The 17,254-nt window shown below is 35.5% G+C and carries 13 protein-coding genes; 5 read left to right on the top strand and 8 right to left on the bottom strand.

From position 1 onward, the window contains the following. Positions 1-38 precede the first annotated feature (38 nt). Together JFU54_RS20600 and JFU54_RS20595 are read right to left on the bottom strand one after the other, a co-directional pair. On the bottom strand, positions 39-4,088 hold the full coding sequence (locus tag JFU54_RS20600; protein ID WP_201066120.1) for an MSCRAMM family protein: 4,050 nt from the start codon (positions 4,086-4,088) through the stop codon (positions 39-41). A 394-nt stretch (positions 4,089-4,482) separates the two neighbouring features. Then, positions 4,483-5,355: a Cof-type HAD-IIB family hydrolase gene (locus JFU54_RS20595; protein ID WP_201066118.1), complete on the bottom strand. Its 873-nt coding sequence runs from the start codon at positions 5,353-5,355 to the stop codon at positions 4,483-4,485. Between the two features lie 134 nt (positions 5,356-5,489). Between JFU54_RS20595 and JFU54_RS20590 the strand changes: the two genes are divergently transcribed. After that, positions 5,490-6,104 (top strand): DNA-3-methyladenine glycosylase, encoded by a 615-nt coding sequence (locus JFU54_RS20590; protein WP_012260391.1) that lies wholly within the window; start codon positions 5,490-5,492, stop codon positions 6,102-6,104. 179 nt (positions 6,105-6,283) lie between these two features. On the opposite strand, the gene JFU54_RS20585 is transcribed toward JFU54_RS20590, so the two are convergent. The 4 genes from JFU54_RS20585 to alsS all read right to left on the bottom strand — a co-directional run bounded on the left by JFU54_RS20585 (position 6,284) and on the right by alsS (position 11,214). Further along, a complete protein-coding gene (locus tag JFU54_RS20585) occupies positions 6,284-7,393 on the bottom strand; it encodes a glycosyltransferase (protein WP_201066116.1) in 1,110 nt (369 codons plus the stop codon). A 50-nt stretch (positions 7,394-7,443) separates the two neighbouring features. Continuing rightward, positions 7,444-8,523 (bottom strand): glycosyltransferase, encoded by a 1,080-nt coding sequence (locus JFU54_RS20580; protein WP_002125520.1) that lies wholly within the window; start codon positions 8,521-8,523, stop codon positions 7,444-7,446. A 218-nt stretch (positions 8,524-8,741) separates the two neighbouring features. Next, the gene (gene alsD, locus JFU54_RS20575) at positions 8,742-9,500 is read right to left on the bottom strand and encodes an alpha-acetolactate decarboxylase (protein ID WP_002125519.1); all 759 of its coding nucleotides are present in this window, start codon (positions 9,498-9,500) and stop codon (positions 8,742-8,744) included. 16 nt (positions 9,501-9,516) lie between these two features. Further along, the gene (gene alsS, locus JFU54_RS20570) at positions 9,517-11,214 is read right to left on the bottom strand and encodes an acetolactate synthase AlsS (protein WP_374100975.1); all 1,698 of its coding nucleotides are present in this window, start codon (positions 11,212-11,214) and stop codon (positions 9,517-9,519) included. Positions 11,215-11,616: 402 nt separating this feature from the next. Between alsS and JFU54_RS20565 the strand changes: the two genes are divergently transcribed. After that, entirely contained in the window at positions 11,617-12,174 is a 558-nt protein-coding gene (locus tag JFU54_RS20565; RefSeq protein ID WP_002188462.1) for an HAAS signaling domain-containing protein, read from the top strand. Between the two features lie 24 nt (positions 12,175-12,198). Then, the gene (locus tag JFU54_RS20560) at positions 12,199-12,795 is read left to right on the top strand and encodes an NDxxF motif lipoprotein (protein WP_201051305.1); all 597 of its coding nucleotides are present in this window, start codon (positions 12,199-12,201) and stop codon (positions 12,793-12,795) included. A 154-nt stretch (positions 12,796-12,949) separates the two neighbouring features. Here the strand turns inward: JFU54_RS20560 and JFU54_RS20555 are convergent, their stop codons facing one another. Together JFU54_RS20555 and JFU54_RS20550 are read right to left on the bottom strand one after the other, a co-directional pair. After that, positions 12,950-13,303, bottom strand: a complete 354-nt coding sequence (locus tag JFU54_RS20555) for a YlbF/YmcA family competence regulator (RefSeq protein WP_002030016.1) — start codon at positions 13,301-13,303, stop codon at positions 12,950-12,952. A gap of 143 nt (positions 13,304-13,446) precedes the next feature. Further along, positions 13,447-14,592, bottom strand: coding sequence for a DUF445 domain-containing protein (locus JFU54_RS20550; RefSeq protein ID WP_201066112.1), 1,146 nt, complete (start codon positions 14,590-14,592; stop codon positions 13,447-13,449). Between the two features lie 125 nt (positions 14,593-14,717). Here JFU54_RS20550 and JFU54_RS20545 point away from each other — a divergent pair, with 125 nt between their 5' ends. Both JFU54_RS20545 and JFU54_RS20540 read left to right on the top strand, forming a co-directional pair. Then, complete coding sequence (locus JFU54_RS20545) at positions 14,718-15,770, top strand: YheC/YheD family protein (protein WP_201066110.1); 1,053 nt, start codon at positions 14,718-14,720, stop codon at positions 15,768-15,770. Positions 15,771-15,789: 19 nt separating this feature from the next. Then, positions 15,790-17,250: a YheC/YheD family endospore coat-associated protein gene (locus JFU54_RS20540; protein WP_201066108.1), complete on the top strand. Its 1,461-nt coding sequence runs from the start codon at positions 15,790-15,792 to the stop codon at positions 17,248-17,250. Positions 17,251-17,254 lie beyond the last annotated feature (4 nt).

The raw sequence follows: 17,254 nt of genomic DNA, 5'->3' as shown, positions 1-17,254 counted from the left end.
AAGAGATAATATTATCTCTTTTGCCTTTTATACATCTATTAACTATTTTTAGTCATAAATCTTAAACGTATTCCTAATAACACCAGAATTACACCTATAAATGGAAGGTAATCCGTATTATGCCCTGTAGCTGGAAGTTTTTGATTATTAGAACCGCCTTGTTCTTTTTCTGGTAAGTTAGGCTTTTCTACTTCTTCGCCTGGGCTTTCTGTTCCTTCACCTGGCTTTTCTGTTCCTTCACCAGGTGTTTCTGTCTCTCCACCTGGTGTTTCTATTCCTCCACCAGGTGTTTCTGTTCCTTCACCAGGTGTTTCTGTCTCTCCACCTGGTGTTTCTGTCTCTCCACCTGGTGTTTCTGTCTCTCCACCTGGTGTTTCTGTCTCTCCACCTGGTGTTTCTGTCTCTCCACCTGGTGTTTCTGTCTCTCCACCTGGTGTTTCTGTCTCTCCACCTGGTGTTTCTGTCTCTCCACCTGGTGTTTCTGTCTCTCCACCTGGTGTTTCTGTCTCTCCACCTGGTGTTTCTGTCTCTCCACCTGGTGTTTCTGTCTCTCCACCTGGTTTCTCTGGACCTTTTCCTGTTTCTTTTTCATTGGTAATTTGAAGCTTTATAACTTCTACTTTCTCATTAGAAATCGTAAATTCAATTCCCTTATCAGATAAATTATATCCTTCTGGAGCCTGGACTTCTTTTAAAACGTAATCTCCTGGTTCCAGTTTCTTCGAAGTTGCTTTACCATTTTTATCTGATGTTAATGTGTCTATTTTTATTCCATCTTTCAGAATTTCAAACACTGCACTTTCTAATTTTTTCTCTGTATCATTAGCATCTATCTTTGTAATTTCTACTTGACCTGTGATTTTTTCTTTCACTTTTTCATTCAATACTTCTTGTTTTACTACTTCATTTGCTACAACATTTACTTCCACTTTTAATTCTACCGCTTTGTAGCCTTCCGGCGCTTTCGTTTCTTCTAACGTATACTTACCTGGCACTAAGTTTTCGAATGTCACAACACCATCTTTATTCGTTGTTTTCGCTTCTCCAACTACTTGACCATTTTCGTTTTTCAGTCTGAATTCTGCGCCTTCTAGAACTTTTCCACTCTCTGCATCCTTTTTGATTACTTGTAAGCTTCCTAGTTCTTTCGCATTTTCTACTTGTACTTGTACTACTTTGTTTGCTTCCACAACGACTTCAATTTCTTCTTTTAGTAATTTATATCCTTTTGGTGCTTTCGTTTCTTTTAACGTGTATTTTCCTGGTTCTAATTTTCCAGAGATGACTTTACCTGTTTTATCTGTTCGTAACATCTCTACTTTCTTACCATCTTTATACACTTCAAATTCTGCGTCTGATAAAAGCTTCGTTTTATCGTTTGCATCTACTTTTACGATTTCAAATTGACCAAGGCTCTTACTATTCGTTACTTTTACATCAACAACTTTTTCACCGTCGACTGTTACATGAATTACTTGTTTTGTTAACTCATAACCTTCTGGTGCTTTTGTTTCTTCTAACGTATACTCACCCGGTACTAGTCCTTCTACTTTAACCGTTCCAGACTTATCTGTTGTAATTTTTTCTTTTACAACATTTCCTTTAGCATCTTTCAATGTAAATACTGCGCCTGCTAAACGTTCCGCTTGATCTTTATCATCTGTTTTAATAATTTGTAGAGAGCCCAAGAGTTTTTCATTTTCTGCCTCTACTTTTACTACTTCTTTCTCATTTTGAATTGTTACTTTCCATTCTTTATTTGAAATCTTGTAACCTGCTGGTGCTTTCGTTTCTTTCACTGTGTATTCACCTAATGGTAATTTCGGTAACATCGCTTTTCCACTCTCATCAGTTTTCAACTCTGCTACCTTTTTACCATCTTTATACACAGTAAATTCTGCATCTGATAATAGCTTCGTTTTATCATTCGCATCTACTTTTACGATTTCAAATTGACCCAGAACTTTTTCGTTCATTACTTCCTGTTTTACTACTTCATTTGCTACAACATTTACTTCCACTTTTAATTCTACCGCTTTGTAGCCTTCTGGCGCTTTCGTTTCTTCTAGCGTATACTTACCTGGCACTAAGTTTTCGAATGTCACAACACCATCTTTATTCGTTGTTTTCGCTTCTCCAACTACTTGACCATTTTCGTTTTTCAGTCTGAATTCTGCGTCTTCTAGAACTTTTCCACTCTCTGCATCCTTTTTGATTACTTGTAAGCTTCCTAGTTCTTTCGCATTTTCTACTTGTACTTGTACTACTTTGTTTGCTTCCACAACGACTTCAATTTCTTCTTTTAACAACTTATATCCTTGTGGTGCTTTCGTTTCTTTTAATGTATACTTTCCTGGTTCTAATTTCGTAGATATTACTTTACCTGTTTTATCTGTTCGTAACGTATCTACCTTTTCACCATCTTTATACACTTCAAACTCTGCGTCCGATAATAGCTTCGTTTTATCATTCGCATCTACTTTTACGATTTCAAATTGGCCTGTAGCTTTTTCAGCGATTTTTTTATTCAACACATCTACAGTCACTGTTTTATTAGCAGCTACATCAACACGAACTGAGCTAGATGATAGTTCATAACCTTTTGGTGCTTCAACTTCTTTTAATGTATATGTTCCAACTGGAAGTTGTTTTGATAAAGCTGCACCTTTACCATCTGTAATAATTGTTTCAACAACATTTCCATCTTTATCTATAACATCAAATTTTGCACCTGGTAGAAGTTGACCAGATTCACTATCTTTTTTCAATAATTTAAATTGGCCATTCTCTACTTTTTTCGTATTCTTCATAACAATTTCAATTACGTTTGTACTATCAATTGTTACTTTTACTGGTGTATCAACTTTTATATATCCTTCTGGTGCACTTATTTCTTTTACAAAATAGTCACCAAGTGGTAAATCCTTGATTTCAGCAATACCCTTTTCATTCGTTGTAACAGTAGCCACAACATTATTATCTTTGTCTATAACATCAAACTTTGCGTCTTTTAAAACAATATTTTCATCATTTGCATCAACTTTTTTAATTTGTAAGTTTCCTTTTTCAACTACTGGCTTATTCCACTTTGGCCAATTAAATTTAAAGTTATGAACCTCAAATCCATCTCTTTGGTGTAATCCTCCAACATAGGCTTGTCCGTTAATAGAACCACCTTTTGTCTCTACAACAGCATTAGGCGCAAACACACTACCTACTACACCATAACCTTTAGTTGTTATCTTTGTAGCATTAGGGAACACCCAAATGACTTTACTAGCTAACTCAGTAAAAGCTGAATTAGGGTCATATGCTTGAGATGTATTAATTAAGTCTGTTGCCATCCCAGTATTTCTCGTATCGTACAAAATTGCACCGCTACCAAAATTCACTTCTTCTGCGTCTGAATAAATAACAATAAAGTCTTTGTTATTTACATTCGGAAGATAAACATCTTTTACATCAAATATTTTCTTTCCTGTTAAGCCTGAAGAAACGTAAATATTAGGGTTGTTTACATCTTCACCGATTCCAAAGCTCATATTAGGTTTTGGTTTATCAGTATGTAATTGACTCGCATCTCCAATTACACCATCAACGTCTTTTCTAAATTCTTTGAACTTGGCATCAATCTCTGCTTGCTCTTTATAAGAGATACGGTCATAAGATGATTTCATTGCACCTTCTGGGTCGCCTTCTTTTGTCATCGCCACTGTTCCATCTTGGATGATTACTTGTCCTGCTCCCGCTTTCGTAAATTGACCACCTAGTAATAATGATGGATATCCTTCATCTTTCCATGTTGCTCCAGCTAAGTTGTTTGCTCCAGTTGCAGCCGCTAGGACTGTATAACTTGATGCGTTCATATTTTTTTGAACAGCCATCGCACCCTCAATATCCGCACTCGTTGCACTATGATCTCCAAAAATGATGGCGTTGTAATAAGATACATCACCTAAACCTTTTAATTCTGTTGTAGCTGCCTCTGCTTTAAATGGTAAATGGATTAAAAAATTCATACATATTAGTAATACAACTATAAAACTACTACTTACTTTTTTAAATTTTTGATTAAATGATTTCCTCAAGAAATTCATTCCCCCTTTTAAACTTCCTAAAACCACAAAAAGAAGTACATTTCGTATGTACCAAGTCTTACTCACATTAACTTAAAATAATCCATTTAAATAAAACAAAGAAACTCTACAACTCATTAATAAAATTACTACAATCCATTTTTGAGATAATACGTGAACTAAACTAACATGCGGAAGTGTTTTTTGCGTTTGGAGCTCAACAAAATTAACCTGGAGAATATTTCATATGGTGTAACTACTTTGGCAACATCATCCACTTTACAACAGTTTCCTAGAGTATTCAAGTAAATTGTATATATTCCATACACAATTCACAATCTAAAACGTTTTCATTCATTTTAATAAGTTCAACAAAAAAACGTAGCCAAAAAGCTACGTTTTTCTTTCATCGTTTCGGTGTATGTTTATGACTCTTTAAAAAAGGAAGCGGGAATTGCTTACGAAAATGCTCTTTAATCATGTACTCTACGCCGTTCTCAGTATTAGAACGTGTAATCCAGTCCGCCGCTTGCTTTAATTCTACAGGAGCGTTCCCCATCGCTACCCCAAGCCCAACATTTTCAATTACCTCTAAGTCTTCTACGCTATCTCCAATCGCAACCATTTCACTAAGGTTAATATTTAAATGCTCCCCAAGTAATTGTAAACCACGTAGTTTTGATACATTTTGAGGGAGAATTTCTATATGTCTTTCATCACACTCGACGTACTCTACATCTTGAAATGCCTTTTTTAACGTATTCATCCCTCTTTCTTTTTCACCTTTCGTATGGAAAACAATATCAATTTTTGGTGCAGCTACTGGATGATCACGCAGTGCATCCCCTAGCGAATCTACAAATTGAACCGGATAAAATAATGGATCTGCGCTTGATAATACAGTACGCGCAATTAAGTTTGGTGTATTTCTCTCACGATTCCCAATTGAATATCGTTCATGAGAAATGCGAACATTACAATCAAAATGCTCTAACACTTGCACAATATTAAAGGTTTTCTCTTCAGATAATCTCCTTTGAACGAACGGCTTATCTAACGTCGCTGAAACGAAAGCACCACCATGTGTAACTAATATAGAATCTAATTTTAACGCCTTCGCTATTTTATGAGCAGATTGAAAATTACGATTCGTAAACAATGTAACGTATACATCTTTTCTTTTCACAAAGTCAATTGTCTCCCGTAACCCTTTTGCGATTTTTCCGTTGTTGTATAGTAGTGTCCCATCTATATTAAGAGCTAGTAAGCGATAAATCATGTCGCACTCCCCCTCTTCGCTGTTGTACTCTATCCATAATTTATGAAATAAATGTAGTAAATAGAACGAGTTAGAATTACTACTGAAAATTTGGTTTACTATATACATATACAACTGGCAAAGGAGATAGTACAATGCAGGCACCTCCTTCTTTTTATGAAGGCGATACATTAGTGGTCGCAAAGAAGTTACTCGGACATAAACTCGTTCATATTGTAGACGGCATAAAGCGGAGCGGTTTTATTGTAGAAGTAGAAGCATACAAAGGTCCAGATGATAAGGCCGCTCATAGTTACGGAGGCAGACGGACTGATCGAACAGAAGTAATGTTCGGTGCACCGGGACATGCTTACGTATATTTAATTTACGGCATGTATCATTGCTTTAACGTAATTACAGCACCAATCGGCACCCCGCAAGGAGTTCTCATTCGTGCCCTTGAACCTGTAGATGGAATCGAAGACATGAAACTAGCGCGCTACAACAAAACTGACATTACGAAAGCTCAGTATAAAAACTTAACAAATGGCCCCGGAAAACTATGCCGCGCGCTCGGAATCACTTTAGAAGAGCGCGGCGTATCACTTCAAAGTGATACGTTACATATTGAATTAGTTCCTGAAGAAGACCATTTATCATCCACACATAACATAATAGCTGGCCCTCGTATTAATATTGATTATGCAGAAGAAGCCGTTCACTATCCATGGCGGTTTTATTATGAAAAGCATCCGTTTGTTTCAAAATAAAGAAGCTATCCTATAAGTAAGTGAAACCAACTTATAGGATAGCTCTTTTTTCGTAATTCATCACACGCCGAAAAGCCGAAATCCGGGCTCGGATTTCGGTTTTGTTTCTATAAAAGAAACCGTTGTTCCTCCAACATTGCCAAATACAGCTCATCTCCAAAGAGAAAATCTTAAAAGCATTATTTTTTTAATGCATAATAATTATCCAAATTGAATTTCGACATAATGAAAGTTCCTGTTGGCGTTAAAAGTTGTGACATAGATTGTATGACCTGCGGTAATTTCGCTGGCTCAATAGGATGTGATAACAAAATGTACTGGAATTTTTCATCTGTAAATACCTCATGTAACTTGTCATACTCAGCAGAAGTTGTAGGAGCTACCCTATTTGCAAGAGCTGCTGCTTTTTCATTAATTTCTGCTCCAAATATGGGAACTGCCGGGTAACGCCTTTTCATTTCTAATAAAGTTGCACCACATCCAGCTCCTATATGAAGAATATTCACTTGATCAGGCGCAAATCGATCTACAATTGCTAGTAAATCATAATGAATGTATAAACTTTCACCATAAAATCCCCATTTTTCATACAATTTTATATTATTTGCATGTAAAACTACAGAAAATTTCATACTATCTTCTTTCCATGAGACACTTCCGTAGTGATGAATAAATGTATCTTTACATAAATACAGTTTATATCCTTTTTCAAACATTCTTAGTGACAAATCATCATCTTCATAATTCCCCGGTGTAAATCGTTCATCTAATAATCCAACTTCATCTAACACTGATTTTTTTATAAGCATACAGAATCCGATTAATTTCATACGTTCTTCCCATTTATTTTTATCACTTTGATTATATAAAGTTGCAAACTTCTGCATTCCTTCAATATCTTTATAAAAGGTTGGTATAGCAGTATAGTAAGCGGCATTATTAGTTATGGGCCCTACCGCTCCAGCATCCTTACTTTCATATAAACACCGAATTAAGTTGCTTAGCCAATTTTCAGTTACGACCACATCATTATTCAATAATAGAATATTGTCACCTTTTGCCTCTTTAATTCCCTGATTGCATCCCTTTGGAAAACCCATATTCTCCGCATTTTCCACTAGCATAATATCCGATTGTTTTTGTAACCATTCTACAGTACCATCTGTTGACGCGTTGTCCACAACTATTAACTCATACTCTTGTTCCACTGTATAAGTTCTAATACTTTGGATGCATTCTTTTGTATACTGTAATTGATTATGAGTCAATATAATTATACTTGTGAGCATGAATCAAACTCCTCTCAGCAGCCAAAATGATTATCTAGTATTATTAAATATTATTTTTCCGATAAACTATCAAAATATTTTCTATTATATTCAATGCTCGGATTATTAGGTATGAACAGTGCAGCTTGTTCGTTATGATAAATTGCCTTTTCATATTCTTTTATTCGATCATAACAAATACATAGTTGAATATGCGGCAACCATGTATGACACTCTTCTCGGACAAACGGAGAATCCTTTGGCCTGGGCCCGTCAATTGCTGCATGGTACCAATATATCGCTTTAGAATATTCCCCTTGTTGCAAAAATACACGTCCTAAGTGGCAACAAAGTTCTCCTCTAGGCGTGTCATACGTAAATGATTGCAAACAAGACTGTATAGATTTTTTTAAGTCCCCCAATTCTAAATAACATTCGGCTCTTTTTAAACATGCTTGAATGTTATCTTCAACCCAACCCTTTTCTTCATCTAAAAACCTAGAATACCCCTTAACAGCCTTATCAAATAATCTGTGGTCCTTACATTCATTTGCATAATAGTACACATCGCGGGGGCTAAACTCTTTTCCACTCTCAAGATGTTTTTCATATATTTTCAAATTACGATTAGTATATGCTTTTTCTTTTTTATGACTTACCCCTACGTCACTATTTATAAGATTTCCATACACCTCTAAATATTCATGAACAAATCCATACCATTGAAAATTTTTACTTCTGTTGACTAATCGATATCTCCTTAAAGAATGTGTTGGATTTCCTTCTATATCAAAAGTTAAATAATATTTCATAGATACTGCATCCGTACTACGATCTAACGTATGTTTTAACTGCAACAATTTCTTTATATCTTCCGTATCTATTATGTCATCTGCGTCTAGCCAAAGAATATATTCTTTTGTAGCTTTAGAAAACGCAAAATTTCGTGCCGCTGAAAAATCTTCAATCCATTGAAAATCATAAACTTTCGCGTCGTACTTCTTCACAATTTCTTTTGTAGCATCTGTGGAACCTGTATCTACAATAATAATTTCATCCACAACACTTTTAACCGATTCTAAGCATTTTGATATAGTTTGTTCTTCATCTTTTACAATCATGCATAAACTAATAGTAATGGAGTTTTCCATCATATCCCCCCTATCCTTTTGATGTATATGTTTGGAGAGAAATTTATATTTCTTTTGCTTCAAAATTGAGTTTTCATTTTACAAAAGAAACATAATGAGGCGGTGCAGTGAAATTGGATAGGGGAATTTCACTCGAAGATTGCAAATCAATGAAAAAAACCGAAGCCTGAACAAGACTTCGGTTCTTTATATAGAGAATACATAATTTCGATTCCTTTTTACTCCGCACCTTCCGCGGTCGCAATATCATTCTCTAAGTTTTCTCTTGATAATTCCGCCGCCATAAAATCAGCTGTTTCAGGAAGTGCTAAATGCATATGAGCTTTTTGACAAATTTGGATCGTACAGTTTTCTACAACATAGTCGAAAACATGTCCTCCCCCGCTTCTTTCATCATCAATATAATGTAAGTGGAAACCAGCTACACCAATACCTTGCGCATAATCTGGTGTCCAAAATCCAGCTAGCGTACCTTCTGTATCTTTAAACGAAAAAATCGGTTGTGATTTCGTCACTTCAACGAGCGGCGTATACGGTTTTTCTTGTCTTGGAACAGTTCTCGTTCTAACTTCACGGAACGTTCCATCCATTCGAATACCATAAAATAAGTTTTTACTTGGCATTAACTCATGTAATAATGCTTCCACTTCTTCACGATTCATCGGATGCTCTACCGTATAACTCATTTCTTTTTCAAAAAACGTTACAGTCGCAAAAGGTGTTGTTTCTTCCGGTTCTACTTTTTCCGCTGAACCGTCTGAACGTAAATGGTAAAACTCATTATCAAACGCAATCATTTCACCATCTAATTGATCAAATGTACCGATGCCAAAATCACCACGTTCTTTCAGTTCCTCAAAGTTAATAACACCATCGTATATACCATCTAATAGCGCAAGCATTGTAGATGTTTGATATACTTCATTACTCATTTTCGTTCTTTTTGCATCAATATCAATTAATTGCGCAACAGTCATCTCACTCATGCCCCCATCAGTTTAATTGGTTTGGTAATAATTTTTCGCTTAATTTAATGTTGTCACGGTAGTCAATTGGAATATCAATAATGACAGGACCCTCTGCTTCTAACGCTTCTCTCAATACACCTTCTAATTCGTCTGGTGTATTGACACGAAGACCTATTGCACCGAAACTTTCTGCATATTTCACAAGATCAACATCGCCAAACTCTGTAGCTGATGTTCTACCGTATTTCATCATTTGTTGGAACGCAACCATATCATATGTACCATCTCTCCAGACGAGATGGACAACAGGCGCATTTAAACGTACCGCTGTTTCTAATTCCATCGAAGAGAATAAGAAACCACCATCACCTGACACGGAAACAACTTTCTTGCCCGGTTCAACTAAAGTAGCTGCAATTGCCCAAGGAAGTGCAACACCTAACGTTTGCATACCGTTACTAAATAATAGTCTACGTGGTTCATAAGAACGGAAACATCTCGCCATCCAAATAGAATGGGAACCGATGTCACATGTAACGGTTGTATCGTCACTAATTAAAGAACGAAGCGTACGAATGACTTGAAGTGGATGCGTAACACCTTCTGAAGCACGATTTGGAACTTCTGCTTGCTCTGATAATTTCGAGCGTAATCGTTCTAAAACTGCTTCTGATTTCGTATTTAATACAAGCTTCGGTAATTTCTCCGCAATGCTATTTACAGTTAAAGCGATATCGCCAATTAATTCACGCTCTGGTTGGTAATCATGGTCGATATCTGCTTGGTGATCATCAAGGTGAATAATTGTTCTATCGCCAAGTTTATTCCAGAATTTCGGATCATACTCAATTGGGTCATAGCCGATAGATAAAACAAAATCCGCTTCTTCTAGTAAAATATCACCTGGTTGGTTACGGAATAATCCAACGCGGCCGAAGAAATGATCTTCTAACTCACGTGAAATTGCACCAGCTGCTTGATATGTTTCAACAACAGGAAGTTCTGTACCAGCAATTAACTCACGAACTGCTTTCGTTACTTCATTGGTGCTTGCTCTCATACCGAGTAAAATAACTGGTAATTTTGCTGATTTTATTTTTTCTACTACGTATTCAATATGATTTGTGGGAGCGATTCCAAGCTGTGGCTTAGAAAGCTCACCGATAGATTCTACTGTCGTTTCCGCAGTCATAACGTCTTGCGGAAGACTTACAAGTGTTGCTCCTGGATTTGTAGAAGTAGCACTTCGAAATGCATTAGTAAGTGCTTCTGGTACATTATCAGGATGCTCGACTTCTACGCTATATTTAGTGATTGGTTCGAATAATGCAGCATTATCCATAGATTGATGCGTACGTTTTAATCGATCTGTACGCGGAACTGCACCAGCTAAAGCAACAACGGGATCACTCTCCGCATTCGCAGTAACAAGACCTGTCGCTAAATTTGATGTCCCTGGTCCTGAAGTTACAAGACATACGCCCGGTTTCCCTGTTAATCTACCAATAGCAGCTGCCATAAAAGCTGCATTTTGTTCATGACGACAAACAATTAACTCTGGTCCTCTTTCTTGCAGTACATCAAATACAGAGTCAATCTTCGCTCCTGGAATACCGAAAACATGTGTAACACCTTGTTTAATTAAACAATCAACAACAAGATCTGCTCCTTTTGTTTTTGTTTTCACGTCGTTTGCTTTTACACCTGTACTCAAACTAATCATCCCTTTATTTCATAATGTGTGTAATAAAGATTTTAATTTTATATACTTCACCACATTAATTAACATAGTGTAATATATCTTGTTTATCATTATAGTACAAATGCATTATTTTTCCAACGATATGAATTTGACAGTTTTTTGACAACCTCTAAGGAATACGCTTACAACCCTTTGTTTATCCTAAAATAATATTTTTATATCTCCTCTAAAAATGCACAAAAAAATTACATCTAATCACAGTATTAATAAGATTATAGTACCTTGCAAAGAACATTACTAAATGATATATTTGTAAATATTGGAATAACCAATAATTGGAACGTGCTTTATAATTCGTATCCCCTTTTCAAAAGATAGGATTCTCAGCTGTAATTCATCATTTTATAAAGGAAAGTGATTGTTATGAACAAAAGTGAATTTTTGGAACAACTTAGTTCTTCCCTGCGGAATATGCCTAGTTTAGAAAAGAAAGATATTATTTCAGAGTATGAAACTCATTTTATCAGTGCTAAACAGGATGGGAAATCTGAAGAAGAAATTTCCAGGAAACTAGGAGACCCTAAAACTATTGCTAAAGAACTTAATGTTTCCTATGCAATACAAAACGCGGACAATAAACGAAGCTTCAAAAATATGATAACCGCACTATTTTCTGTTATGAGCTTAAGTGTTTTAAACTTTGCCTTTATCATTATCGCCTTTTTCGTACTACTCTTTTTATTACCGATTCTTCTAGCCCTTATCATTGCCACTCCATTATTAATCATCTCACCTATTTTATTAATAGGGTTAGGATTTTTTAAAGGGTTTCATCAAATTAGTTATTCCGATGTTTACAATGTGTTCATCGCTTTTTGCAGCGGTTTACTCATATCCGTCATATCTTACCAAATGGTAAAACATCTATACGCAACTTTAGTAAAGTATTTGAAATGGAATATAGCTATTTTACAAAGATAATAATGAATATAAAAGGAGATTAAAATGAAGAAGTATACTTTATATCTACTCATGTTACTTACAATTTTATTTCTATCAGCTTGTTCAAACAGTGCACAACCTAAGGAAGAAAACGATGTGCAATCTATTAAAGATGTAACGATAAAAATTCCAGAAACTATATTCACTTCCTCAAAAAAGAATGAAACGATTAACGAAGACGAAATGAAACAAAATATAAAAATTTATTTAGATTATAGCGGAGAGTTAGACGAAAACATCGTTCCACTTTCATCATCTATGTCTGACGAGAATGTCACGGAATCCGACCGAGAGAAATTAAAGCAACTAGTAGATTTAGCGCAACAAAATGATGCGAATTTCCATGATTTTATTAGTAACAATACGATCCCTGATGATTACAAAAAGCCTTCGAAGGAAATTCATGACTTTATTTCAGCATCTACGGCACTTTTAGTAGAACTAGAGGACGAATTAGACAAACTCGCGCAAGATGGTAACTTATTCAAAACTGATTTTTCTTTTACAAAACGCTTTGAGAAAGTTAATGGTAGGAAGCAAAAAGAAATTGAAAAGTTTTTGAAAGAAAAAAATATTAGAACTGAGTATTTCAACAAGTAATTATATATGTAAAAGAGAAATTGAAAGATACATCATATATCCCCTTCAAAACAGTCACTAACACATGGCTATTTTGAAGGGGATTTTTTTGTGGAAGGACTATCAAATTTCCTACACAAAAAAAACGCCCCCATACTAGGAGCGTCTTCTATCATTACGCTTGTTGCGCGCTATATAATTCTTCAAGTGGCTTCATGATAATTTTGTTAACGTCAGTGATAACGATGTTTAAACGTTGCTCAGTTTCCATTAACTTTGTAATTTTTGCATCTTGTTGAATGCGAGCTACAACTTCTTGTGCTTTTTGGTTGTCTTCTTCAGTGATTTCTTGGCCTTGCATCATTTTTTGTTGTAAGCCAAGTTGCATCGTGCGGAACTCTTCGAATAAGTTCTTTGACTCTGCATCTCCTTGTACTGCTGCGTAGCTTGCTTTTAATGTTTGGAAATCTTCGTTTTCAGCGATTGTTTTTTGTAATTCATATGCAACATCATGAATGTTTTTTGTCATTTTATTTTTCCTCCTTTAGAAGGCTAGCGCTTTTCGCTCGCACTGCCTTTTAAGTGCATTTACATACGCACCTCTTCCTACCATATCAAACTATGCAAGAGATGGGAAGAAATTTCACTTTTATTTCTATGCACCCATCTTTATTACTTAAGGAACAAGAGTAACAACCCTTGAATAAATCCAATTGTTCCTCCTAATAACGCCCCTAAATATGTAATCATTTTTAACTCATTTTTTGTAATGGACAATACGAGATCTTCTAGTCTCTCTGTTGAAAATGTAGATACTTCTTGCTGGACAATTTCTGCAAGCTGTAGATTTCCCAATATACTTCCCACATTTTCTGTCCCCCACTTCAAGCCTTTCTCTACTGCGCTAGGGACCACTTTTTCAACGATTGTTTCTCGCACTGGCTCACATACTTGCTGAACAGACTGATTTAAAAATCTACTCACTGTTTCCTCTACTTTAACCGCTGACAATATGGAGTTCACAATCATTTCTTTCTCTACGAACGTTTCTAATTCTTTTACGTCTCTTCCTTTTAACTTTTCCCACTCTTTTTGCAGTACATCAGTTAACAGACGCTCTGTTCCATCTTGTCCTAAAAACTTAATGACTTCCGGCTGCACGCGATCAACTAAACTTACATTCCCTAAAAACATACCAACTAAGTTAAGCAGCGTTCCCCTGGAAGCGAAAAAGTCATCAATCATTTTTGAAAGGCGTTCCTTTCCTTCTTCACTTTCCAAAAAGCTAATTCCTCTTTTTAAAATAAAAGATGCTACATTCGGAATCGCATTCTCTACTTTTTCATGAACAGAATGAGGTAACGCCTGTTCCCATGTATATGTATAGTACTCTGCTAAAAATGCATGAATTTTTTCTGTAATAACATGTTGGATTTTCCCGATCGCCTCTTCTTCTACATGTTCTAAATTCCATTTTTCTAACATATCCCGTAACGACTGTTCATTTGTAATTACTTTATCAACTTCCACTTGTGTCCAGCGAATTAAACTGGTTTGAAACTCTTTATTTGTTAGTTTTTTTCCGATTCCTTCTGGTGTTAACAAATGGTCTACAACCATTTTACCTAATTGAACAGCAAGCTCATCGCGGCGTTTCGGAATTAACCCTGGCGTAAATGGAACTTGAAACTTCCCAATATAAATAGGACGATGAGGACGAAATAACATTTTTATCGCTAAATGATTTGTGTATCCTCCAATAATTGCCCCGAGCCCTGTCGTTATTAACATATTTAACCATATATTCATCACAATCAACCTTTCACTTCTCCAAAACTATAGCATATCATCATACGGACAAAAGTATAATGGTATAAAAACGTATTTGCAATATATAGCTTCGCCTATAATGCAAACATCTTATTACTAAAGGAGTGATTTCGTTGGTTCTTGGTCTTTTAACTTCCGGGCTCCATCACGAGCAAACGTATTACACCGAAATCGCTAAGCGAGCTCGTCTTTATCATAACGTCGTTGCCCAATTCACACCGTTTAGCATTGATTCAAAGACAGATCTTGTTTCTGGTCTTATTTACGATACAGATACAGGAAATTGGATAGATCAAACCTTTCCCATTCCTTCATATATATATGATCGTTGTCATTTCAAAGAGGATGAGGAATTCCAACAAGCAAATGCGATTATTCATTCATTACACAAACGTTCTTCCACTACCTTTTTAAACAACACACTTATTAACCCAAGCGATTTACACAATCTTTTTCTTACTAATAAACGTCTTTCCCCTTACGTACCAAAAATAATAAAAGGAACAGTACAAGGAATTTTTAAATTACTACTAGAAACAAGAGATATTATTATAAGACCAATCAATATACACTCCAATGAAAATTTATATCGGGCCACTTACAAAAATAAAACATTTCATATCGATACAATAAATGAACAACATCATACTTCTACTCAATTCAAACGAACAGATAAATTTATATCATGGTGCAAATCGAACATACACTCATTCAGTTATATGATTCATCCAATGTTACAACCTCCAAATCAACTATCATATCCGATTCATATTCGAACCATTATGCAAAAAAATAAAGAACAGAATTGGCAAGTGCTCGGTCAATTTATACAAAAATCTTCATTCCCAGCACAATTTTTACTTTCAGCAACAGAACGTTCTATGTTACATCCATTTTCTAAAATTAAATATTTACTTTCTCCAACTGGCGTTCAATTATTAAAAGATGCTTTACATGATGTTGTAAATGAAGTGTTTAAAACACTCGATCAGTCCTATTCTTCATTATTTGAACTAGAGCTTTCTACCATTATGGATCAAAAAGGTGCCATTTGGCTTATGTACGTCAATACGATGCCTTCTTACGATGTTTATACTAGGTACAACGACGAACTGGCTGAGCAAATTTTTCATGGTCCATTAAAGTTTAGCCGTTTTACACCATAACGAAAGGAGGAAATCCCCGTTGAAAGAGCACATATATACATTAAGTATTTCAGATGAGCAGCCAAATAGTATTACTTTACCTTACGTTTTTTCTATTACACCACCAATTACATCCTTTTTCTTTGGCTTACGTTATATTACATGTGAGAATATTAAAATTCATTATTCATTCACGCGAGAAATTATTATTGGCGAACAGATTGCAGCCGATCTTTTACTACCGCATTCAGCAACAATCCATGCCTTCTTACACAATCAAACCATTATTTTCGGCCCATTAATCGGGATTTTCACAACTGGCTTTAACGATGATTCTAATTCTCCTTTAGGAAGTCGTTCCATCTCTCTCAGTGAGTTATTAACACCACCATTCACATTGCAGCCATTTGTATTTGTCTTTGGCATTCAACATATAAACTGGGAAGAGGAAACAATTGAAGGGTACTTCTTTCAAGAAGGAAAATGGGTAAAAAACAAAGTCCCTTTACCAAATGTCATTTACGACCGATTACCAAATCGGCAAGCAGAAAATTACAAACCTATCGTAAGAGCAAAAAAACGTTTAGAAAGCGACTATGCGATTCCGTGGTTTAATCCGGGATTTTTCAATAAATGGGAAGTGCATCAACTTTTAATGAAAGAAGATTCAATTAAACCATTCTTACCAAATACAGAAGTATTTCAACATTTTGAACAAGTAGAACGACTTCTCGGTACGCATAAGTACATTTATATGAAACCAATACACGGTAGCTTCGGAAGAAATATTCATCAAATACTCTATTCTCAAACTGATAATTGCTACTATTGTCGTTATCGTGAAAATGAACAAAACAAACTAAGAAAGTATCAATCATTAGAAGCCCTTCTTAACCATGTGTTAAAAGGACATGATTTAAAAAAGTTTATCGTACAACAAGGTATCTCACTGCTCCGCTTCGAAGGGCAACCCGTCGATTTTCGCATTCATACAAATAAAAACCATTTTGGTAATTGGGTAGTCAGTGCAATCGTCGCAAAAATCGCCGGCAAAGGTAGCTTAACAACTCATGTAAATAGTGGCGGTGATACGAAATTACTTCAGGAACTATTTCCTGATTCAACAAAACAAGTTCAAATTGAAAATAAACTAAAACAAACAGCCTTACAAATCAGTTATGCACTCGATGGGCAAGTAACCGGGAACATTGGAGAAATTGGTTTTGACATTGGTTTAGACACCACGGAAAACCCGTGGCTATTTGAAGCAAATTCTAAACCGGGGCGAACTGTATTCCAAGATGAAAAGTTAAAAGAACAAAGTGAACTTACGCGCCAATTATTTTATGAATATGCCATCTATTTAACTGAACACTCTTTGCGCGACAAGAAAGAAAAAATGTCACAAATAAAATCAGATCCTTCGTCACATACCGAAAACATCCCTTCCCCTATGATTAACTCACAAATACAAAAACAAAAACTTCCACCTCCTTCATAAGGTG

Source organism: Bacillus sp. TH19, from assembly GCF_016651075.1.
Lineage (GTDB): Bacteria > Bacillota > Bacilli > Bacillales > Bacillaceae_G > Bacillus_A > Bacillus_A mycoides.
The sequence above is the reverse complement of the archived record's forward strand: the minus strand, read 5'-3'. Positions and strand labels throughout refer to the sequence as shown.